At 66.2% G+C, this 21,682-nt stretch carries 16 protein-coding genes; 7 read left to right on the top strand and 9 right to left on the bottom strand.

Features of this window, described 5'->3' with window-relative positions; translation table 11 throughout:
• The 3 genes from NP825_RS06970 to NP825_RS06960 all read left to right on the top strand — a co-directional run bounded on the left by NP825_RS06970 (window position 1) and on the right by NP825_RS06960 (window position 3,550).
• A complete protein-coding gene (locus NP825_RS06970; RefSeq protein ID WP_257549787.1) occupies window positions 1–1,761 on the top strand; it encodes a lytic transglycosylase domain-containing protein in 1,761 nt (586 codons plus the stop codon).
• Between the two features lie 5 nt (window positions 1,762–1,766).
• On the top strand, window positions 1,767–2,291 hold the full coding sequence (gene moaB, locus NP825_RS06965) for a molybdenum cofactor biosynthesis protein B (RefSeq protein WP_257549785.1): 525 nt from the start codon (window positions 1,767–1,769) through the stop codon (window positions 2,289–2,291).
• Between the two features lie 170 nt (window positions 2,292–2,461).
• The gene (locus NP825_RS06960; RefSeq protein WP_257549774.1) at window positions 2,462–3,550 is read left to right on the top strand and encodes a PA0069 family radical SAM protein; all 1,089 of its coding nucleotides are present in this window, start codon (window positions 2,462–2,464) and stop codon (window positions 3,548–3,550) included.
• 114 nt (window positions 3,551–3,664) lie between these two features.
• Here NP825_RS06960 and NP825_RS06955 read toward each other — a convergent pair whose 3' ends face one another.
• The 9 genes from NP825_RS06955 to tpiA form a co-directional block, all read right to left on the bottom strand.
• A complete protein-coding gene (locus NP825_RS06955; RefSeq protein WP_257549771.1) occupies window positions 3,665–5,269 on the bottom strand; it encodes a long-chain fatty acid--CoA ligase in 1,605 nt (534 codons plus the stop codon).
• Window positions 5,270–5,343: 74 nt separating this feature from the next.
• A complete protein-coding gene (gene dnaE, locus NP825_RS06950) occupies window positions 5,344–8,832 on the bottom strand; it encodes a DNA polymerase III subunit alpha (RefSeq protein WP_257549769.1) in 3,489 nt (1,162 codons plus the stop codon).
• Between the two features lie 151 nt (window positions 8,833–8,983).
• Window positions 8,984–9,460 carry a glutathione peroxidase gene (locus tag NP825_RS06945; RefSeq protein WP_257549767.1) on the bottom strand — a complete coding sequence of 159 codons (477 nt, stop codon included), beginning with the start codon at window positions 9,458–9,460 and terminating at the stop codon, window positions 8,984–8,986.
• Window positions 9,461–9,644: 184 nt separating this feature from the next.
• The gene (locus NP825_RS06940) at window positions 9,645–10,322 is read right to left on the bottom strand and encodes an ABC transporter ATP-binding protein (protein ID WP_257549765.1); all 678 of its coding nucleotides are present in this window, start codon (window positions 10,320–10,322) and stop codon (window positions 9,645–9,647) included.
• Window positions 10,315–11,565 (bottom strand): lipoprotein-releasing ABC transporter permease subunit, encoded by a 1,251-nt coding sequence (locus NP825_RS06935; RefSeq protein ID WP_257549763.1) that lies wholly within the window; start codon window positions 11,563–11,565, stop codon window positions 10,315–10,317. The genes NP825_RS06940 and NP825_RS06935 overlap by 8 nt, the downstream gene beginning before the upstream one ends.
• Window positions 11,566–12,050: 485 nt before the next feature.
• The gene (locus tag NP825_RS06930; protein ID WP_257549761.1) at window positions 12,051–12,737 is read right to left on the bottom strand and encodes a Crp/Fnr family transcriptional regulator; all 687 of its coding nucleotides are present in this window, start codon (window positions 12,735–12,737) and stop codon (window positions 12,051–12,053) included.
• Between the two features lie 26 nt (window positions 12,738–12,763).
• A complete protein-coding gene (locus NP825_RS06925) occupies window positions 12,764–14,392 on the bottom strand; it encodes a CTP synthase (protein WP_257549758.1) in 1,629 nt (542 codons plus the stop codon).
• A gap of 123 nt (window positions 14,393–14,515) precedes the next feature.
• Window positions 14,516–14,950, bottom strand: a complete 435-nt coding sequence (gene secG, locus NP825_RS06920; RefSeq protein WP_257549756.1) for a preprotein translocase subunit SecG — start codon at window positions 14,948–14,950, stop codon at window positions 14,516–14,518.
• A gap of 162 nt (window positions 14,951–15,112) precedes the next feature.
• Window positions 15,113–15,862, bottom strand: coding sequence for a triose-phosphate isomerase (tpiA, locus tag NP825_RS06915; RefSeq protein WP_257549754.1), 750 nt, complete (start codon window positions 15,860–15,862; stop codon window positions 15,113–15,115).
• A 169-nt stretch (window positions 15,863–16,031) separates the two neighbouring features.
• Between tpiA and NP825_RS06910 the strand changes: the two genes are divergently transcribed.
• The 4 genes from NP825_RS06910 to NP825_RS06895 are packed head-to-tail and all read left to right on the top strand — an operon-like array spanning window position 16,032 to window position 21,619.
• Complete coding sequence (locus NP825_RS06910) at window positions 16,032–17,975, top strand: peptidylprolyl isomerase (protein WP_257549752.1); 1,944 nt, start codon at window positions 16,032–16,034, stop codon at window positions 17,973–17,975.
• On the top strand, window positions 17,975–19,492 hold the full coding sequence (locus NP825_RS06905) for an anthranilate synthase component I family protein (RefSeq protein ID WP_257549750.1): 1,518 nt from the start codon (window positions 17,975–17,977) through the stop codon (window positions 19,490–19,492). Before NP825_RS06910 ends, NP825_RS06905 begins: the two co-directional genes overlap by 1 nt.
• A gap of 36 nt (window positions 19,493–19,528) precedes the next feature.
• Complete coding sequence (locus NP825_RS06900) at window positions 19,529–20,590, top strand: alpha/beta fold hydrolase (RefSeq protein ID WP_257549748.1); 1,062 nt, start codon at window positions 19,529–19,531, stop codon at window positions 20,588–20,590.
• Window positions 20,591–20,596: 6 nt separating this feature from the next.
• Window positions 20,597–21,619, top strand: coding sequence for an NADP-dependent oxidoreductase (locus tag NP825_RS06895; RefSeq protein WP_257549746.1), 1,023 nt, complete (start codon window positions 20,597–20,599; stop codon window positions 21,617–21,619).
• Window positions 21,620–21,682 lie beyond the last annotated feature (63 nt).

Here is a 21,682-nt window from a genome sequence, read left to right as displayed (position 1 = left end):
ATGAAGACGATGACCGTGAAACTGCTTTCGAGCGCATTTCTGGCCCTGGCCGTAACGGCCTCACCCGCGCTCGCCGCCGATACCGGCACCCCCGACCTGCTCGCCGCGCCGCAGACGGTGCCCGACATTCTCTCCTCGAAACAGAAACAACTCTATACGCAGGTGCTCGCCGCGATCCGCGGCCAGCGCTGGGCCGAAGCGAAATCCTTGCTCGGCGACGACAATGGGCCGCTCGCCGATTTCCTGCGCGCCGAACTGCTCACCGCCGCGAACAGCCCGCGCGCCGAAGTCGCCGACATCATGCCGATCCTCGCGCGCTCGCCCGAACTGCCGCAGGCCGAACAACTCGGCCGCCTCGCGACCAAGCGCGGCGCAACCGACATCCCGACGCTTCCCTATCAGAACCGCCTGAGCTGGTCGGGCACCGCGCCGCGCCGCGTCGGCGCCGACAGCGTCAGCGACCCGTTCGCGGCGGGCCTCGCGCGCTCGATCCCCGACCGGATCAAGAATGACGACCCGGCGGGCGCCGAATCGCTCTATATGGCGGTCGCCGACAAGCTGACGCCCGAGGCGCGCGACGAATGGCGGCAGAAGATCGCCTGGTCCTATTATATCGAGAATGACGATCAGAATGCGCTGCGCCTGTCGCAGGCCTGCACCGAAGGCCGCGGCGCCTGGGCGACGCAGGCCGCGTGGGTGCAGGGGCTCGCCGCGTGGCGCCTGCGCGACTATCCGACCGCGCTCGTCTCGTTCGACCGCGTCGCGCGCGAAGCGCCCGACAGCGAACTGCGCGCCGCGGCCTATTATTGGGCGTCGCGCGCCGCGATCGCTTCGGGCCAGCCGCAGTCGGTGCAGTCGCGCCTGCGCGCCGCCGCCGCGAACGAGGAAACCCTCTATGGCCTGCTCGCCGCCGAAACGCTCGGCATCGAAACCGGCAGCCAGCGCGAAAATGTCCGTCCCGACCGCAGCGCCTGGCGCGCGCTCGAGGATCTGCCCAACGTCCGCGCCGCCATGGCGTTCGCCGAGATTGGCGAGGACGCCTATGCCGGCGAACTGCTGAAGCATCAGGCGCGCATCGGCAATCCGAACCAGCACGCCCAACTCGCCGGCATGGCGCAGGCGCTCAGCCTGCCCGAAACGCAGCTCTATCTCGCGCACAACACGCCGCAGGGCCGCAAGCTCGCGACGGCGGCGCGCTATCCGCAGCCCAAATGGGAACCCAACGGCGGCTGGCGGGTCGATCCGGCGCTCGTCTTTGCCCACACGCTCCAGGAATCGCGGTTCCAGCGCGCGGTGGTCAGCCCGGCGGGTGCGATGGGACTGATGCAGGTGCGCCCCGGCACCGCATCCGACCTCGCGCGCTGGAACGGCGACGGCCGCGCGCCGGGCGACCTCAAGACGCCCGCGGTCAACATGGATTTCGGCCAGCGCTATCTCGAATATCTCAGCAAGGACGGCTCGACGGGCGGCCTGCTGCCCAAGGTGATCGCCGCCTATAACGCCGGCCCCGCGCCGATCGCGCGCTGGCAGAGCGAGATTCGCGACAATGGCGACCCGCTGCTCTACATCGAATCGATCCCCTATTGGGAAACGCGCGGCTATGTCGGCACCGTCCTGCGCAATTACTGGATGTACGAAGCGCAGCAGGGCAAGCCGTCGGTCAGCCGCGCGGCGCTCGCGCAGGGCAAATGGCCGCGCTTCCCCGACAGCAAGGATCGCACCCGGCTGAGCTGGGCCGGCGGCCTCGCCGATGCCAATTGACGCCAATGCCGATTGACGAAAGCCTGCCGTTCCGGCCGGTTCGCATCGCCATCCTGACGGTTTCGGACAGCCGCAGCGCGGCCGACGACAAATCGGGCGACACGCTAGAGCAGTTGCTGACCGCCGCGGGTCACACGCTCACCGCGCGGGCGATCATCCGCGACGAAAGCGACCTGATCGTCTCGCGTCTCCACAACTGGATCGATGATCCCGAGGTCGACGTCGTCATCACCACCGGCGGCACCGGCCTTACCGGCCGTGACGTCACGCCCGAGGCGCTGCACCGCCTCGACGGCAAGGATATTCCCGGCTTCGGCGAATTGTTCCGCTGGCTGAGCTACCAGACGATCGGCACTTCGACGATCCAGTCGCGCGCCTGCGCGGTTGTCGCACGCGGCACCTATATCTTCGCGCTTCCCGGCTCGACCGGCGCAGTGACCGACGCGTGGGAGGGCATCCTCGCCACCCAGCTCGACAGCCGCCATAAGCCCTGCAACTTCGTCGAGTTGATGCCGCGATTGACCGAATAGCCCCCTCCCGCAAGCGTGAGGGGCAGCGAGAGTTGCGAGCTTGCTCGCTACTCGCAGCGGGGTGGGCCATTGCAACGTCGCTGCCCACCCCCGACCCCTCCCGCCTGCTGGAGGGGAGAAGGTGTTTATTTGTTCTTTATTTGTTCTCATCGGCGGAATATCCTCCCCCGATGGACTCGCCGAAACCCCTCCCCCCGATTTCGGGCCGCGGCGCCCCGACCAATCTCCGCCCGACCCGCACCGGCTCGCTCGGTCTCGAAGCCGATGGTGACTGGCTCGACGCGGCCGAGGATATCGACGGCGCCCCGCCGCCGCTGCGAACGACGGTGACCGTCGAACATCCGAAGACGATCATCGCGCGCAACAGTTCGCCTGACATCGGTTTCGATCGCTCGATCAATCCCTATCGCGGCTGCGAGCATGGCTGCATCTATTGCTTCGCGCGGCCGACGCACGCCTATCACGACCTGTCGCCCGGCCTCGATTTCGAAAGCAGGCTCTTCGCCAAGCCCGACGCCGCGAAACTGCTGCGGCAGGAACTGGCGAAGCGCAATTACAAGGTCGCCCCGGTCGCGATCGGCACCAACACCGACGGCTATCAACCGATCGAGCGCGAATGGCGGATCACCCGTGCGGTCGTCGAGGTACTCGCCGAAACGAAGCACCCGCTGCTGATCACCACCAAGTCCGACCGGCTGCTCCGCGACATCGACCTGCTCGCGGCGATGGCGCGCGACGATCTGGTCGGGGTCGCGATTTCGGTGACGACGCTCGACGCGGCGCTCGCGCGCACCCTCGAACCCCGCGCGCCGCATCCGCGCCGCCGCCTGGCAGCGATCCGCAAGCTCATCGACTCCGGCGTACCGACGCAGGTCAACATTTCGCCGATCATCCCCGCGATCACCGATCACGAGATAGAGGCGATCATGGCGGCCGCCGCCGAAGCCGGGGCGATCCGCGCTTCCTACATATTGATGCGCCTGCCCTATGAGGTCGCCCCGCTCTTCCGCGCCTGGCTCGCCGCCCACTACCCCGACCGCGCCGAAAAGGTGATGCACATGGTCCAGGACATCCGCGGCGGCCGCGACAACGATCCCGGCTTCTTCACCCGCATGAAAGGCCAAGGCATCTGGCCCCAACTCATCCGCCAGCGCGTCCGGCGCGCCGCTCGCGAGCACGGCATGGACCGCCGTTTCCCACCGCTCCGCTGCGACCTGTTCCGGCCGCCCGAGCGCGATGGGCAGATGGAGTTGTTCTGACCGGCTGCCCAGCCAAAGCCGTCATTGCGAGCGAAGCGAAGCAATCCAGAGCGGTTTACGCCACTCTGGATTGCTTTGCTTCGCTTCGCTCGCAATGACGACAGGATGGAAAGCCTAAGCCTCCACCAGTGACCGCAGCTTGTAATCCTTGTAATCGTCCCTGATCTGCCGCTTCAGGATTTTCCCCGTCGCAGTGTGCGGCAGTTCATCGACGAAGACGACCTCGTCGGGCAGCCACCATTTCGCGACCTTGTCCTTGAGGTAATCGACGATGCCCGCCTCGCTCACCTCGGCGCCGGGCTTTTTCACGATCAGCAGGATCGGCCGCTCGTCCCACTTCGGGTGGAACACACCGACCGCCGCGGCTTCCTGCACCCCCGGCGCGCCGACCGCCGCATTTTCGAGCTCGATCGACGAAATCCATTCACCGCCCGACTTGATCACATCCTTCGCGCGGTCGGTGATCTGCATGACGCCGTCGGGGTGGATCACCGACACGTCGCCGGTGTCGAACCAGCCGTCGGCGTCGGTGGCATCGGCGTCGGCCTTGAAATAGCGCTGGATGATCCACGGCCCGCGGCATTGCAGGCGTCCGCTCGTCACGCCGTCGCGCGGCAATATATTGTCCTCGTCGTCGACGATGCGCAGTTCGACCCCGAACGGCGGGCAGCCCTGATGGCAGATGACATCGACCTGCTCGTCGAAGCTCAGGCTGTCCCAGTTCCACGGACGTCGGCCCATCGTCCCGATCGGGCTGGTTTCGGTCATGCCCCAGGCATGGCCGACATAGACGCCCGCCTTCATGAAGCGCTCGACCATCGCGCGCGGCGCCGCCGATCCGCCGATGTTGACCTGCCGGAGCGCGCCATAGCCGATGCCGGTTGCGTCCATATGCGCGAACATCGCGAGCCACACGGTCGGCACGCCCGCGCTGTGCGTCACCCCCTCGGCGTGCATCAGGTCGCACAGCGCCTGCGCGTCGTTGGTCGCCGAAAAAACCATCTTCGCGCCCACGGTCGCCGCCGCGAAGGGAACGCCCCAGCTGTTCGCGTGGAACATCGGCACGATCGGCAGGATCACGCTGCGGTTCGACATGTCGAAGGCGTCGGGCTGAACCTCGGTGATCGCGTGCAGGACGTTCGAGCGATGCTCATAGATCACACCCTTGGGATTGCCCGTCGTGCCGCTGGTATAGCAAAGCCCGACCGGATCGCGCTCGTCGAGTTCCACCCACGCAAAACGCCCGTCCTCGGCCGCGATCAGGTCGCGATAGGACAGATAGCCGTCCTGCGCGGGTGCATCGAACAGGACGAAATGCTCGACGCTCTTCAATTCGGGCCGCAGCCGATCGACGATCGGCAGGAAAGCCGCGTCGAGGAACAGCACCCGATCCTCGGCATGGTTGATGATATAGACGAGTTGCTCGTCGAACAGCCGCGGATTGACCGTGTGCAGGACCCCGCCCATTCCCGCGGTCCCGTACCAGCTCACCAGATGATGGCCGTGGTTCATCGCCAGCGTCGCGATGCGATCGCCCTTCTTCATGCCCAGCTTCACCATAGCGGCCGCGAAGCGGCGCGCATCGCTGCCCACCTCGCCCCACGTCGATCGCGTCACGCTGCCGTCGGCCCAGCGCGAGACGATCTCACGCGCGGCATGTTCGCGCGCGGCGTGGTCGATCAGGCTCGTGACGAGCAGCGGCTGGCCCTGCATTCCCATGATAAGGCATCCTCGATTATCGTTGCCCCCAAGGGATAGGGCCGAAATTGCAGGCGATGCAAGGGTGAAGCCGGTTATCGCACCCGGAAATCGCGCGGTGCGACGAGCGCGAGCGCCGCTTCGGTTACACCCGCAACCATATCGAGGCGCGAGACGGTATCGGGGCCGAGCGCGAAACTCCGTCCCAGTTCGACCCGGATATCGGCATCTGTCAGCGGGTCGCGCGTGGCGATGACAACCTTGCCGCGCGCATCGTCGCGCCGCTCGAGCAGGCCCGCGATCTCCGCCACCGCGTCGGCCAGCTCGACCCGACACGTCAGTTGCAGCGCCGCGGTCGCGGCAATGTCGGCAAGCGACTGCGCCCCGCGCACCGTCACTCGCGGCGTCTCCTCGCCTTCGAGAAGGTCGAGCTCGACCGACAGGATCGCGCAGCCACCTTCGGCCGCCAGCGCTTCCAGCACCTTGCTCGCCTGCTCGTCGAAACAGCTCGACTGGAACTGCCCGCTGCGGTCCGACAGCGTCAGGTTGAGAAAGCGGTTGCCGCGCTGCGACACGCGCGGGCGCGCGCTTTCGACCATCGCCGCCATCACCATCGGGATGCGCGTTCCGGGCGTCATTTCGACATTCTCGCAAATGTCGCCATAGCTGCGCGCGCCGCGCGCCTGGACGATCGCCTCATATTGCTCGACCGGGTGCGCCGAGAAATAGAAACCGAAGGCTTCCTTCTCGCGCGTCATCCGCTCGGCGAGCGTCCAGGGTTCGGCGGCCGGAAGCTGGAGCGCCGGCGCGATCGCGACGTCGCCGCCGAACAGCCCGCCCTGTCCGGTCGAACGCTCGTGCGCCGAACTGTTCGCGCAGGCAAGCAGTGCTTCGGCGCCGGCAAAGGCGCGCGGCCGGTCGGGCTCGACGCAATCGAACGCGCCGCCGCCCGCCAGCGCCTCGATCTGGCGGCGGTTGAGTTGCTTGGGATCGATACGGCTCGCGAAATCGTCGAGGCTCGCAAATTCGCCCTTGGCATGGCGCTCGGCGACGAGCACCTCCATCGCCTTTTCGCCGACCCCCTTCAAGGCGCCGAGCGCATAGCGCACCGCCAATCCATCCTCGCCGCGCCCGACCGAGAAATCGGCCTCGCTGTCGTTGATCGACGGCGGCGCAACTGCGATGTCCAGCCGGCGCATGTCGTCGATGAAGATCGACAATTTGTCGGTCTGATGGCTGTCGAACGACATCGACGCGGCAAAGAACTCATGCGGATAATGCGCCTTCAGCCACGCGGTCTGATAGGAGAGCAGCGCATAGGCGGCGGCATGACTCTTGTTGAAACCGTATCCCGCGAACTTGTCGATCAAGTCGAACAGCTCGTTCGCGGTCCTGGCGTCGATCTTGTTATGCTCGCCGCAGCCCGCAACGAAGGTCTCGCGCTGCGCATCCATCTCGGCCTGAATCTTTTTGCCCATCGCGCGGCGCAGCAAGTCGGCGCCGCCGAGGCTGTAGCCGGCGAGTATCTGCGCCGCCTGCATCACCTGTTCCTGATAGACGAAGATGCCGTAGGTTTCAGCGAGGATGCCCTCGAGCAGCGGGTGCGGATAGGCGATCGGCTCGCGCCCGTTCTTGCGCGCACCGAACAGCGGGATATTGTCCATCGGGCCGGGGCGATAGAGCGCGACGAGCGCGATGATGTCGCCGAAATTGGTCGGCTTCACCGCCGACAGCGTACGCCGCATCCCTTCGGATTCCAACTGGAACACCCCGACCGTCTCGCCGCGCTGGAGAAGGGCGTAAACCTCCTCGTCGTCCCACGCGAGTTGGTCGAGATCGACATCGACCCCGCGCAGCGCAAGCAGCCGCCGCGCTTCCTTGAGCACCGACAGCGTCTTGAGACCGAGAAAGTCGAATTTCACCAGCCCCGCCGTCTCGACATATTTCATGTCGAACTGGGTCACCGGCATGTCCGAGCGCGGGTCGCGATAGAGCGGGACGAGCTGGTCGAGCGGCCGGTCGCCGATCACCACCCCCGCCGCGTGGGTCGAACTGTGCCGCGGCAGCCCTTCGAGCTGGCGCGCCATGTCGAACAGCCGCCGCACCCCGTCGTCCTGCTTATATTCGGTCATCAGCTCGGATACGCCGTTCAGCGCGCGTTCGAGCGTCCAGGGGTCGGTCGGATGGTTCGGCACCAGCTTCGCGAGCCGGTCGACCTGACCATAGCTCATCTGGAGCACGCGGCCGGTGTCCTTCAGCACCGCGCGCGCCTTCAGCTTTCCGAAGGTGATGATCTGCGCAACGGTGTCGCGGCCGTATTTCTCCTGCACATAGCGGATCACCTCGCCGCGCCGCGTTTCACAAAAGTCGATGTCGAAGTCGGGCATCGACACGCGCTCGGGATTGAGGAACCGCTCGAACAGCAGGCCGAGCTTGAGCGGATCGAGGTCGGTGATCGTCAGCGCCCAGGCGACGACGCTCCCCGCGCCCGAGCCGCGCCCCGGCCCCACCGGAATATCGTGCGCCTTTGCCCATTTGATGAAGTCGGCGACGATCAGGAAGTAGCCGGGAAAGCCCATCTGGGTGATGACCCCGACCTCGAAATCGAGCCGCTCGACATAGGCCTGCCGCTCCACCGCGCTCAATTCGGGATAGAGCGCGAGCCGCGCCTCCAGCCCCGCGCGGGCGTCAGCCGCAAGCTGCGCCGCCTCGCCTTCGCGATCGCCCGCGAGGCTGGGCAGGATCGGCGCGCGCTTCGGCGCCATGAAGGCGCAGCGCTGCGCGACGACCAGCGTGTTGCGGATCGCCTCGGGCAGGTCGGAGAAAGCATCCTCCATCGCCTCGGCGGGCTTCAGCCACGCCTCGGGGCTCGACACCCGGCGATCCTCGCTTTCGACATAAGCCGATTGCGCGATGCACAGCATCGCATCGTGCGCGGGGTGGAATTGCGGTTCGACGAAATTGGCGGGGTTGGTCGCGACGAGCGGCAGCGCCCGCGCATAGGCCATGTCGATCAGCGCCTCCTCGGCCGCCGTCTCGGTCGCATCGCCGCGCCGTGACAATTCGATATAGAGCCGTCCGCCGAACAGCGCCTCCAACTGCTCGACATAATCATCGGCCGCGCTCTTCTGCTCGCCCGCGAGCAGCCGCGCGAGCGCCCCCTCGCCGCCGCCGGTCAGGCAGATCAGCCCGTCGGTGCGCCCCGCAAGATCGGCGAGCGCGACATGCGGCTCCTGCTCGACCGGCCGCCCGAGATGCGCGTGCGAGACGAGCGCGCAGAGATTGTTGTAACCCGCATCGTCCTGGGCATAGAGCGCGAGCCAGTCGACCATCGGCGCGCCGTTCGCAAGCCGCTGCCCCGGCCGCGCGACGCTCAGCAGCGCGCCGATGACCGGCTGCACCCCCGCCGCCTTGCACGCCTCGCCGAACGCCATGACGCCATAAAGCCCGTTGCGGTCGGCCACCGCGATCGCCGGAAACCCCCGCTCGCGCGCGGCCTTGGCAATGGCTTTCGGATCGATTGCCCCCTCCAGCATGGTGAAACTGGAAAAGACGCGCAGGGGAACGAAGGGGCTGTAGGCCATAGGGGGACGCTAACGCCGCCCAGATGATTCGACCATGGCCTCGATTCACAAAATCGTCATTGCGAGGCGCCGAAGGCGACGCGGCAATCCAGAGTAGGCGTAAGCCGCCCTGGATTGCTTCGCTACGCTCGCAATGACGAAGGGCCGGGCATTATCCCAGCAATTCCTCAATCTCTTTCCGCAGCAACTCGGGCTTCGTCGTCGGGGCGTGGCGCGACACGGTCTTGCCGTCGCGGTCGACCAGGAATTTGGTGAAATTCCACTTGATCCCGCTGCCGAGCAGACCGGTCTTTTCCTCTTTCAGATGTTTGAAGATCGGATCGGCGTCCGATCCGTTGACGTCGATCTTCGCCATCACCGGAAAGGTCACGTCATAGGTCAGCGAACAGAAATTCGCGATCTCCGCCGCATCGCCCGGCTCCTGCGCGCCGAACTGGTTGCAGGGGAAAGCCAGCACCTCGAACCCGCGATCCTTGTAATCGCGATAGAGTTCCTCCAGCCCCTCATATTGCGGGGTGAAGCCGCATTTCGACGCGGTGTTGACGATCAACAGAACCTTGCCGCGATAATCGGCCAAGGACTGCGACCCGCCGCCGGGCAGCTTCGCCGAAAGATCGTATAAAGCCATAGTTTCTTCCCCCGATTGCATCCCCTCCCGCAAGCGGGAGGGGTAGCGAGACTTGGCAGCTTGCTGCCTAGTCGCAGCGGGGTGGGCAATCGCTCCGTCGCTGGCCCACCCCGCTGCGAGTAACGAGCAAGCTCGTAACTCTCGCTGCCCCTCCCGCTTGCGGGAGGGGTTTCTGGGGAATAGCTTACCCCTCTATCCGCCCCTCGTGCAAGCGCAGCACGCGGTCCATCTTCGCCGCCAGCCGCTCGTTGTGCGTCGCGACCAGCGCCGCCGAGCCATGATCGCGCACCAGTTTCACGAACTGGTCGAACACCCGGTCGGCGGTCGCTTCGTCGAGGTTGCCCGTCGGCTCGTCGGCGAGGACGAGCAAAGGCCGGTTCGCCAGCGCGCGCGCCACCGCGACGCGCTGCTGCTCGCCCCCCGACAGCTTGCTCGGCTTGTGATGCAGCCGCTCGGCGAGCCCCAGCCGTCCGAGCAGGTCGGTCGCGCGTTCCTCGGCCTCACCCTGCCCGGCGCCGCGAATAAGCTGCGGCAGCACGACATTCTCGATCGCGGTGAAATCGGGGAGCAGATGGTGGAACTGATAGACGAAGCCGATTTTCTCGCGCCGCGTCTTGGTCCGCTCGCCCTGATCGAAGCGGGTGACGTCCTCGTCGTCGATACGGATTGTCCCCTCGAAGCCGCCTTCGAGCAGGCCGACTGCTTGCAGCATCGTCGACTTGCCCGATCCCGACGGGCCGAGCAGCGCGACGATCTCGCCGCGACGAAGGCTCGCATCGATCCCGCGCAGCACTTCGATGGTGACGTCGCCCTGCGTGAAGCTACGCTTGAGTTCGGTGAGTTCGAGGAGGACATCACTCATAGCGGAGCACCTGCACCGGATCGGTGTTCGCGGCCTTATAGGCGGGATAGAGCGTCGCGAGGAAACTGAACACGATCGTCATCACCGCGATCCCCGTGATCTCGAACGGATCGGGTTTCGAGGGCAGCTCGGTCAGGAAGCGGATCGACGGGTCCCAAAGCGATTGCCCGGTGATGATCTCGAACCCGCGCAGCACATTCTGGCGGAAAAAGAGCAGGCCGAAACCGATCGCCATTCCCATCAAGGTTCCCGCGACCCCGATCGCCAGCCCGATCGCGATGAAGATGCGCATCACCGAATCGCGCGATGCCCCCATCGTCCGCAATATCGCCATGTCGCGCATCTTGGCGCGCACCAGCATGATCAGCGACGAGATGATGTTGAACGCCGCGACCAGGATGATCAGCGACAGGATGATGAACATCGCGACGCGCTCGATCGACAGCGCCTCGAACAGGCTCGCGTTCATCGATCTCCAATCCGAAATCACCGCCTTCGCCGCGACCTTCTCGGCCAGCGGCTGCAATATGTCGCCGACATGGTCGGGGTCGGTCACCTTGACCTCGATCATCCCGATCTGGTCGCCGCTGAGCAGCAAAAGCTGCGCATCCTCCATCGGCATCACGACATAGGCCTTGTCGAAATCATAGACGCCGATCTCGAAGATTGCCGACACGCGGTAGGCGATTTCACGCGGCACCGTCCCGAAGGGCGTCGAGCGCCCCTGCGGGTTGATGATCGTCACCGTCGACCCGACCGTCGCCCCCAGATTGCGCGCCAGTTCGCTGCCGAGCGCGACATTGCCCGAACCCGGGGTGAGCGAATTGAGGCTGCCCTGCAGCACCTTGCCGCCCAGCACGTCGTTCTTGCGGATGTCGGGCACGGTCATGCCGCGCACCAGCACCCCCTCGACGCGCCCGCTGAACGTCACGAGCAGCGGCTGTTCGATCAGCGGCGTCGCCGATGTGACGCCCGGCGTCGCCTTCGCCTGCTTCAGCACATCCTGCCAATCGTCGATCCGGCCACCGAAGCCCTGCACCACCGCATGGCCGTTCAGCCCGACGATCTTGTCGAACAGGTCGGACCGGACGCCGTTCATCACGCTCATCACGATCACCAGCGCCGCGACCCCCAGCGTCACCGCGATGAAGCTGAACGCCGCGGCGACGAAGATGAAGCCTTCGCCGCGCTGGGGGAGCAGATAGCGTTTGAAGATGGCGCGTTCATACGCACGCAGGATCATGGGGCGAGCGGCCTTTTTGGCGCAATGCGCGGTGCGGTCATGGCCTCGCTTTAGGCAGCGGCGGGGTCGCTGGCAAGGAGCGCTGGCGCCACCTAGTTGCGAACGATTCGCACAATATGTTGCTCATCGGCCACAGGCCGGGTCAAAAGAAACGCGATAAGCGTGCCGAAGGGTGACAAACTCCCCCCATGGCCCTAGCCCACACTCTCTGGTTCAACGCGGCCCAAAGGCCCGGCTCCAGGGAGTGCAGGCCTTTCGCCGGGCTTGCAACAAAGGGGGATGGCGAGTGTTCGTCACAGGCGCCCGGGTCTCGTCAGAGGCCCGGGCGTTGTGATTCTGGCACGAAGCGTCGGCTGGGCTGCAAGATTCCAACTTCGTCATTCCCGCGAAAGCGGGAACCCAGCGAAACCAAGAAACGGCGCGGTAGCGCCGTATCCAAACGGTGCAACTGGGTTCCCGCTTTCGCGGGAATGACGAATAGGGTTTTACCCCTCGCTCTCGCTGATATCCTCGAGCATCTCGGTATCGAGCACCCTCACCCGCCCCTGCTCCAGCGAGATCACGCCCGATTCCTCCCAACTGCGAAGCTGGCGATTGATATGCTCGCGGCTCATCCCCGCGAAATTGCCGAGCTCGGTCTGGCTCAATTCGACGCGGTGCGTATTTTCCGTAGCATCCTTGCGGATCAACCGCTTGAGATAGCGCGCGAGCCGCGGGCCCGAGGCATAGGCGCGGTCGCTTTCGATCGTCTGGTCGGCGGTGCGCAGCCGCCGCGCGAGTTGCTGCATCAGCGACCAGGTGAATTCGGGATGGCTCGCCGAAAAATCCTTGAGCGCATTGCGGCCGAGTTGAAGCGCGCTCCCCGCGCTCGTCGCGGTTACCGAGGCGGTGCGTTCGCCGCCGTCGAGCAGCGCGATCTCGCCCAGCACCGCGCCGGGCTCGGCATAAGCAAGGACGATCTCGCGCCCGCCCGCGGTTAGCATCGACACGCGCGCGGTGCCTTCGGTCAGGATCAACATCATGTCGCCGGGGTCGCCCTGAACGAGCAATTCCTTGCCCTTGGCAAAGCTGATCTGCACCGACCGGCTGGCGATCTCGGCCCAATCCTCGACGGTCAGGCCCGAGAATATGCTGTCGGGGCCCTGCAGTGCAGCGAGTTTCGCGTGATCCATGCCCCTGTCATCCCTTTGCTTTTGCGTTAGACGAGCCGGCTCTGCTTCACTGCGGCTTCGATGAACCCCTTGAACAGCGGATGCGGATCAAAGGGCTTGGATTTGAGCTCGGGGTGGAACTGCACCCCGATGAACCACGGATGGTCCGGACGCTCGACGATTTCGGGCAGCATGCCATCGGGCGACAGGCCTGAAAAGACCAGACCGCCCTTTTCGAGCGCTTCGCGATACGCTCCGTTAACCTCATATCGGTGCCGGTGGCGTTCGCTGATGTCGTTCGCGCCATAGATGCTAGCGACATGGCTGTTCGGCGACAGCTTGGCGTCATAGGCGCCGAGCCGCATCGTTCCGCCCAAATCGGTGTTCGCGCCGCGCTGCTGAAGGCCCTCGGCGCTCATCCATTCGGTGATCAGGCCGACGACGGGCTCGTCGGTAGTGCCGAACTCGGTGCTCGACGCCTTGGCGATCCCGCTCGTGTTCCGCGCGCCCTCGATGCACGCCATCTGCATGCCGAGGCAGATGCCGAGGAACGGCACCCCCTGTTCGCGCGCGAAGCGGACGCTCGCGATCTTGCCTTCGGACCCCCGCTCGCCGAAGCCGCCGGGCACAAGAATGCCGTGCATCGGCTCCAGTCTGGCCGCGAGGTCGCCTTCCTCGAACATTTCGGCGTCGAGCCAGCGGATGTTGACCTTGACCCGGTTCGCCATGCCGCCGTGGACCAGCGCCTCGTTGAGCGATTTATAGGCGTCGGGCAGCGAGACATATTTGCCGACGACGCCGATCGTGACCTCACCCTCGGGGTGCTGCTTGCGATCCATGATGTCGTACCAGGCAGTCAGGTCGGGTTCGGGCGCATCATGGATGCCGAAAGCGCGCAGCACCTCCGAATCGAGCCCCTCGCCATGATATTGCACCGGCACCGAATAGATCGAATCGGCGTCGAGCGCCGGGATCACCGCTTCCTTCCGCACGTTGCAGAATTGCGCGATCTTCGCGCGCTCGCCCTCGGGCAACGGCTTTTCGCAGCGGCAGAGCAGCACGTCGGGCTGGACGCCCAGCGAGGCAAGCTCGCGCACGCTATGCTGGGTCGGCTTGGTCTTCAGCTCGCCCGCGGCGGCAATATAGGGCACCAAAGTGACGTGGACGGACAGCGTATTCTCGCGCCCCTCCTCGTTGCGAAGCTGGCGGATCGCCTCGATGAACGGCAACGATTCGATGTCGCCGACGGTGCCGCCGATCTCGCACAGCACGAAATCGAGGTCGTCGGTCTCGGCGCGGGCAAAGGCCTTGATCGCGTCGGTGACGTGGGGAACCACCTGCACCGTCGCGCCCAGATAGTCGCCGCGGCGTTCCTTGGTGATGATCTGCTGATAGATGCGGCCCGAGGTGACATTGTCGCTCTGCCGCGCCGCGACGCCGGTGAAACGCTCGTAATGACCAAGGTCGAGGTCGGTTTCGGCCCCGTCGTCGGTCACATAGACCTCGCCATGCTGATAGGGCGACATCGTTCCCGGGTCGACGTTCAGATAAGGGTCGAACTTCCGGATACGCACACGATAGCCACGCGCCTGCAACAAGGCAGCCAGGCTAGCCGCCATCAAACCTTTGCCAAGCGAGGAGACCACGCCGCCGGTGATAAAAATGAACCGCGCCATGGGAGGAAAGACTTACTCAACAGGAGGGGGACGGCGCAAGCCGTCGAATCGCCCGACGCGGAAATTTTTCCGCTGCCGCGCGTGCGAAGCCGGAAAGCCGAAGCTGTCCGGGGATTTACGGGCTTATTTCTTGGCGGGCGCTTCGGTCGGGGCCGGAGCCGCCTTCTGGCTGGCCGCGGCGGATGCAGCGGCGAGCGGATCGTCCGAAGCGGGAGCGCTCTGGGCCGGGGCGTTCTGCGCCGCGCCGGTCAGCGACGAAGCGGGCGCGCCGCTGCTCTGCTGCGCGGTCTTCGACAGCGAGGTATCGATCGTCGAACCGCCGGCTCCGCCCACCGAGGCCAGCGCCGCAAGAACGATCGACAGACCGACGAACAAGGTCGCGAGCACCGTGGTCGCCCGGGTCATGAAATCCGCCGCGCCGCGCGCCGAGAGCAGCCCCGCGGGGCTGCCGCCGACCCCCAGGCCGCCGCCTTCCGACTTCTGCATCAGGATGACGCCGATCATCACCGCGGCGATCAGCGCCTGGACGACGAGCAGGAAGGTGAAGAGACTGGACATGATATTTCCCGGACCTTGCGCGGCCCCATACGGACCACGCCCGCGGCGCACATAGAGACGAAGCGGCGGGGGTTCAACCCATACGTCGCCCCCGCGAAGGCGGGGGCCGCTGGCAACCTTGCGCAAGGCCGATGGCAGCACCCGCCTTCGCGGGGGTGGCGATCAGAGACTGGCCGCCGCTTCGACGATCGGCGCGAACTTCGCCGCGGTCAGGCTCGCGCCGCCGACCAGTGCGCCGTCGACGTCGCCCGCGCCCAGCAGCTCGGCGGCGTTCTCGCCGTTGACCGACCCGCCATAGAGAATGCGCATGACCCGCGCCGCATCGCTGCCGGCCTGCTCGCCCAGCTTTGCCCGGATCGCCCCGTGCATATCGGCGACGTCGGCGACGGTCGGCACCAGTCCGGTTCCGATCGCCCAGATCGGTTCATAGGCAATAGCAAGCCGCGCCGGATCGAAATCGCCGGGCAGCGATCCCGCAACCTGCGCCAGCACATAAGCGATCGCCCCGCCCGATTCGCGCACCGCACGCGGTTCGCCGACGCACAGGATCACCGACAGTCCTGCCGCGAGCGCCGCCTCGGCCTTGGCGCGGACGTCGGCGTCGCTTTCGTCGAACCCCTCGCGCCGCTCGCTATGCCCGACGATGACGAGGCTTGCCCCCGCATCGGCAAGCATCGGCGCCGCGACCGAACCGGTAAAGGCGCCCGAAGCCGATGCATGGCAGTCCTGCCCGCCGACCGCCGCACCGGGCGCCGCGGCAACCATCGCGCCGATCAGCGTGAATGGCGGGCAGAGCGCGACATCGACCGAAGAATGTGCTTCGGCGGCGGCGAAAATTGCCTTCGCCTCGTCGAGCGCGGCTATCAGCCCGTTCATCTTCCAATTGCCGACCACATATTTGCGCCGCGTCATCGCCCATTCCCTTGTTCATCGATCCGATGGCTTCCCCTAGCGGCGAGGGAGCCGCCAAGGCAAGCCGGTCACGAGCGCTCGCACTTTCCCGCCTTGATGCGCTCTCCCGTCCCGCCTAAAGCAGCGCGCGACCGCGCACATCCGCGCCTGCCGAAAGACTGACCGCTTCATGATCACGAACCTCCGCAACCTTTTCAGTTCGACGATCGGCAAATTCATCGCGCTCGCCTTCATCGTCCTGATCGGCATATTGTTCGCGCTCGGCGACGTGACCGGCAACGCCTCGTTCGGCGGGCTCGGCGGTGCCAATGTCGCCAAGGTCGGCAATCGCGAGATCGGCCTCGGCGAACTGCGCGACCGCGTGCGCCAGTCGTATAATCAGGCGCGCCAGCAGCAGCCGGGCCTCACCATGGCGGCTTTCGTCGAAGGTGGCGGGCTCGATCAGGTGCTCGGCCAGCTCGTCGACGGCCTGGCCTTCGATCAGTTCGCGACCAAGATCGGCTTCAGCGTCAGCAAGCGCCAGATCGACGGCCGCATCGCCGACATTCCGGCCTTTTCGGGGGTGTCGGGCAAGTTCGACCAAAAGACGTTCGAGAATTTCCTGCGCCAGAACGGCATGACCGAGGCGCAGCTCCGCCAGGAACTCCGGCAGCAGTTGCTGCTTGAGCAGATCGGCGTGCCGATCGGCACGGTTCCCCGCCTGTCGCCGGGCGTCGCGCGTCCCTATGCGGCGCTTCTGCTCGAGGCGCGGCAGGGTCAGGCGACCTTCATTCCGGCGAGTGCCTTCGCGCCCAGGAACGATCCGGGCGACACCGCGCTCCAGACCTTCCTCAAGCAGAACGTCTCCAAATTCACGGTGCCCGAACGCCGCGTGGTGCAATATGCGCTGTTCGACCGCAGCGCCGTTCCGGTCCCCGCGGTCAGCGATGCCGAAATCGCCAAAGCCTATAAAGACAATGCCGCGCGATATGCCGCCAGCGAGACGCGCCGCTTCGCGCAGGTGATCGCGCCCGATCAGGCGACCGCGAACGCCATCGCCGCGAAGGTTCGCGGCGGCGTATCGCTCGCTGCCGCGGCGCAGGGCGCGGGGCTTTCGGCCTCGACGACCGGCGAGCTGACGCAATCGGCCTATGCCGCGACGGCCAGCGATGCGATCGCCAGGACCGCCTTTGCGGCGAAGCAGGGCGATCTGATCGGCCCGGTGCAGTCGGGCCTCGGCTGGGTGGTGGCGCGCGTCGAGGGCATCACGGCCAAACCCGCCCGCGACCTGGCTGCCGCGACGCCCGAGATTCGCGTCGAACTCGGCAAGAACAAAGCGAACGAGGCGATCGTCGATTATTACAACGCGATCCAGGACGCGGTGAACAGCGGCGCCTCGATCGAGGAGATCGCCGCCGACCGCAAGCTCAAGGTCGAGGAAACCCCCGCCCTGCTCCCCAGCGGCCGCGCGCCGGGCACGCCGGGCTTCGCGCTCGCGGCCGAATATGCGCCGATGATCAGCGGTGCTTTCCAGACCAGCGGCGAAGGCGAAGCGCAGCTCGCGACGCTGGTCGAGAATGAGAAGTTCGCCGTCTATTCGGTGAAGTCGATCGTCGCGGCGGCGCCGCCGCCCTTCGCGCAGATTCGCGGCGACCTGCTCAGCGAATGGCGCTTTGCCGAGGGGCAGAAGGTCGCCCGCGACAAGGCGCGCGCGATCGTCAAGGCGGTCGAAGGCGGCAAGAGCCTCGCCGAAGCCGCGAAGGCCGCCGGACCCAACGCCGGCGTCCAGACGATCGGCGGCCGCCGTGCAGAGCTCGGCCAGGACGGCAAGCCGGTTCCGCCCGAACTCGCGCTGCTCTTTTCGATGGCGAAGGGCAGCGTCAAGACACTCGAAATCCCCGGCAACCGGGGCTGGATGGTGATCGCGCTGACCCAGGTCGACCGCCCCGATCCGAAAGCGATCGATCCCGCGCGCGTCGATGCGATCGCGCAGCCGCTCGCCCCCGCCTTCGGCAACGAGTTGGTCGAGCAATTCGCCGGCGAGGCGAAGCGCCGCGTCGGGGTGAAGATCAACAAGGATCTGCTCGAACAGCTTCGCAAGGAACTGACCGGCGCGACGCCGGTCGCCGAATAGTGGCCCTCGAGGGCAGGGCCGCGGCGCTCGAAGCGCTCGCGGGCGGCCGCGGCGCGGTCGTCTGGCAGCGGTTGATCGCGGATATCGAGACCCCCGTCTCGGCCGCGCTCAAGCTGATCGAGCCCGGCCGCGGCGACTGGGTGCTCGAATCGGTCGAAAGCGGCGAGACGCGCGGGCGCTACAGCCTGATCGGGCTCGACCCCGACCTGCTGTTCGAGGTGACTGGCGATGCCGCGCGGATCAACCGCGATTGGCGGCACGACAAGGGCGCCTTCGCGCCCTTAGAAACCGGCGCACTCCAGGCGCTGCGCGACCTCGTCGCCGAATGCCGCTTCGACGTGCCGGAGGGCCTGCCGAAGGCACTCGCGACGCTCGTCGGCTTCTTTGCCTATGAAACCATCGGTCTCGTCGAGCGCATCCCGCGCGCGCCGGGCGCCGGGCTCGGCCTGCCCGACATGGTGTTCGTCCGCCCGACGACGATCCTCGTCTTCGACCGGCTAGCCGACGAATTGTTCCTGATCGCGCCGATCTGGCCCGATGCCGGCGCGCCGATCGACCGGATGATCGACGCCGCGGCCGACCGCCTCGACGCGATCGCCGCGCGCCTCGCGACCGCCAGCGCGCATGGCGAACGCGCCGGCACCGAAACCCTGCCCGCCGACATCGCCGCGATCCCCGCGACGACGCCCGAACGCTTCGCCGATATGGTCGCGGCGGCGAAGGATTATATCGCCGCGGGCGACATCTTTCAGGTCGTGCTGTCGCAGCGCTTCTCGACTCCGTTCGACCTGCCGCCCTTCGACCTCTACCGCGCGCTCCGCCGCATCAACCCGTCGCCTTTCCTCTATTTCCTCGATCTGCCGGGCTTCGCGATCATCGGCTCGTCGCCCGAAATCCTCGTGCGCGTCCGCGACGGCGAGATCACCATCCGCCCGATCGCCGGCACCCGCCCGCGCGGCAAGACGAGCGCGGAAGATGCCGAGAATCGCGAATCCTTGCTCGCCGATCCCAAGGAGCGCGCCGAGCATCTGATGCTGCTCGACCTCGGCCGCAACGATGTCGGCCGCGCCGCGACCGGCGGCACCGTCACCGTCACCGACAGCTATACGGTCGAGTTCTACAGCCACGTCATGCACATCGTGTCGAACGTCATCGGCCGCATCGCGCCCGACAGGGATGCGATCGACGCGCTGTTCGCGGGCTTCCCGGCGGGCACGGTCAGCGGCGCGCCTAAAGTGCGCGCCTGCCAGATCATCGCCGAGCTGGAGGCCGACGCGCGCGGGCCTTATGCGGGCGGCGTCGGCTATTTCGCCCCCGACGGCAATATGGACAGCTGCATCGTGCTGCGCACCGCGATCGTCAAGGACGGCGAAATGCACGTCCAGGCCGGCGCCGGCATCGTCGCCGACAGCGAAGCCGCCTATGAGCAGCGCGAATGCGAGGCGAAGGCGGGCGCGCTGTTCGCGGCGGCGCGCGAGGCGGTGCGTATCGCCGGCCAGGCGGACTACGGGCAATAGCTTGACCCGGTGCCGGCGAGCGCTAGCTTCGTCGCCATGCTGAAACGCCTCGCCCCGCTCGCCCTGCTCCTCGCCGCCGCCAGTCCCGCTCACGCGCAACCCGAAAACGCCGTCGAGGGTGACGCGATCCTCAAGGATTTCACTTTCGGCACCGGCGAAACGCTGCCCGAGATCCGGATTCATTACACGACGCTCGGCAAGCCGCAGCGCGACCGGCAAGGCCATGTCACCAACGCGGTGATGATCCTCCACGGCACCGGCGGCACCGGCAAGCAATTCTTTCAGCCGCAGTTCGCGAACGAGCTGTTCGGTCCCGGACAAGTCCTCGACACCAGCAAATATTACGTCATCCTGCCCGACAATATCGGTCACGGCGGCTCGTCGAAGCCGAGCGACGGCCTCAAGATGGCGTTCCCGCGCTACGATTATGACGACATGGTCACCGCCCAGTACCGGATGCTTACCGAAAAGCTCGGCGTGACGAAACTGAAGCTGATCCTCGGCACATCGATGGGCTGTATGCACGCCTTCGTCTGGGGCGAGGTGCATCCCGGCTTCGCCGAAAGGCTCGCGCCCTTCGCCTGCCTGCCGGTCGAGATCGCGGGCGAAAACCGCATGTGGCGCACCCTGTCGATCGATGCGATCAAGGCCGACCCGCTGTGGAAGGACGGCAACTATACCGATCCGCCGCTGTCGGGGCTGCGCACCGCGGCGTCGCTGTCAATGATCGCGGGCGCGAACCCCTATGCGTTGCAGGCGCAATATCCGACGCGCGAAGCCGCGGAAACATACAAGGACGAAGCCTTCGCGCGCACCTTTGGCCGAAACGATGCAAACGACATCATCTATCAGTTTGATTCATCCCGGAATTACAATCCGTGGACCGATCTCGAAAAGATCGAGGTGCCGGTGCTGTGGATCAATTCGGCCGACGATTTCATCAACCCGCCCGGCTACGGCATCGCTGAAAAGGCGGCTACGCGTATGCCGGCGGCGAAGTTCATTCTGATCCCCGCCAGCGCCGAGACGAAGGGCCATAGCACCCACACCTGGGCGAAATTCTGGAAGGACGACCTCGCGAAGCTGATGGCGGAGTAACGGACGATGCAGGCCTTTCTTCTCAATCGTTACGGCGGCTCCGAAACGACTGCGCTCGCGGAGGCTCCCCGCCCCGTCCCCGGCCCGGACGACGTGCTCGTTCGTGTCCGGGCAGCCGGGCTCAATCCCGTCGATTTCAAAACGCGCGACGGCATGTTGAAGCTGGTTCAGCGCTACGATTTTCCTGTCGTCATGGGCAACGAGCTCGCCGGCACGGTCGAGAGTTGCGGCAGCGATGTAAGCGGCTTCAAGCCCGGCGACCGCGTCTTCGCGCGCGTCCCGAAGGATCGCATGGGCGCCTTCGCCGATTATGCGGTCGTGCCCGCAAACCATCTCGCCGCCCTGCCGCCGTCGCTTGATTTCGAAACCGCCGCGGGCGTGCCCCTCGCGGGGCTCACCGCGCTCCAGGCACTCCGCGATGAATTGCGGCTCGGCCCCGGCAGCCGGGTCTTCATTCCCGGCGGCGCCGGCGGGGTGGGCACCTTTGCGATCCAGATCGCCAAGTGGCTCGGCGCCGAAGTGACGACGACGGCCTCGCCACGCGGCCGCGCGCTCGTCGAGCGGCTCGGCGCCGATGTCGTGATCGACTATACAGCGCAGCGCTTCGAGGACGAGGTGCGCGATATGGACGGCGCGTTCGACCTGATCGGCGGCGAGACGCTCGAAAAATGCTTCGGGGTCGTGAAACCCGGCGCAACGGTCGTTTCGATCGCGGGCATGCCCGAACCCGTGACCGCGCGAAAGGACCTCGGCCGCGGCCCCGGACTCGCCGCGCTGTTCTGGATCGCGAGCTTTGGTCTCCGCGCCAAAGCGCGCAGGCATGGCGTCACCTACCGATACCTCTTCATGCATCCCAGCGGCGCTGAACTCGCAGAACTCGCGCAGCTTATCGAAGAGGGGACGCTCGATCCGGTGATCGACCGCATCTTTCCCTTTGCCGAGATCGGCGATGCGATGGCCTATCTCGAATCGGGTCATGCCAAGGGCAAGGTGGTGGTGCGAATGCCGGACCAGGAGGCTGCACGATGACCGCGCCGGGCGAAGCCCGCGTTGCCCACCCGATAGCTTCTATCCCTTCCCCCCGCGCCGCAA

Origin of the sequence: Sphingopyxis sp. DBS4 (assembly GCF_024628865.1) — a bacterium.
GTDB lineage: Bacteria > Pseudomonadota > Alphaproteobacteria > Sphingomonadales > Sphingomonadaceae > Sphingopyxis.
The sequence above is the reverse complement of the archived record's forward strand: the minus strand, read 5'-3'. Positions and strand labels throughout refer to the sequence as shown.

Coding starts and splice junctions, on each gene's coding strand:
- NP825_RS06970 (WP_257549787.1), top strand. CDS start 1: ATGAAGACGATGACCGTGAAACTGCTTTCGAGCGCATTTCTGGCCCTG.
- moaB (WP_257549785.1), top strand. CDS start 1,767: ATGCCGATTGACGAAAGCCTGCCGTTCCGGCCGGTTCGCATCGCCATC.
- NP825_RS06960 (WP_257549774.1), top strand. CDS start 2,462: ATGGACTCGCCGAAACCCCTCCCCCCGATTTCGGGCCGCGGCGCCCCG.
- NP825_RS06955 (WP_257549771.1), bottom strand. CDS start 5,269: ATGGGAATGCAGGGCCAGCCGCTGCTCGTCACGAGCCTGATCGACCAC.
- dnaE (WP_257549769.1), bottom strand. CDS start 8,832: ATGGCCTACAGCCCCTTCGTTCCCCTGCGCGTCTTTTCCAGTTTCACC.
- NP825_RS06945 (WP_257549767.1), bottom strand. CDS start 9,460: ATGGCTTTATACGATCTTTCGGCGAAGCTGCCCGGCGGCGGGTCGCAG.
- NP825_RS06940 (WP_257549765.1), bottom strand. CDS start 10,322: ATGAGTGATGTCCTCCTCGAACTCACCGAACTCAAGCGTAGCTTCACG.
- NP825_RS06935 (WP_257549763.1), bottom strand. CDS start 11,565: ATGATCCTGCGTGCGTATGAACGCGCCATCTTCAAACGCTATCTGCTC.
- NP825_RS06930 (WP_257549761.1), bottom strand. CDS start 12,737: ATGGATCACGCGAAACTCGCTGCACTGCAGGGCCCCGACAGCATATTC.
- NP825_RS06925 (WP_257549758.1), bottom strand. CDS start 14,392: ATGGCGCGGTTCATTTTTATCACCGGCGGCGTGGTCTCCTCGCTTGGC.
- secG (WP_257549756.1), bottom strand. CDS start 14,950: ATGTCCAGTCTCTTCACCTTCCTGCTCGTCGTCCAGGCGCTGATCGCC.
- tpiA (WP_257549754.1), bottom strand. CDS start 15,862: ATGACGCGGCGCAAATATGTGGTCGGCAATTGGAAGATGAACGGGCTG.
- NP825_RS06910 (WP_257549752.1), top strand. CDS start 16,032: ATGATCACGAACCTCCGCAACCTTTTCAGTTCGACGATCGGCAAATTC.
- NP825_RS06900 (WP_257549748.1), top strand. CDS start 19,529: ATGCTGAAACGCCTCGCCCCGCTCGCCCTGCTCCTCGCCGCCGCCAGT.
- NP825_RS06895 (WP_257549746.1), top strand. CDS start 20,597: ATGCAGGCCTTTCTTCTCAATCGTTACGGCGGCTCCGAAACGACTGCG.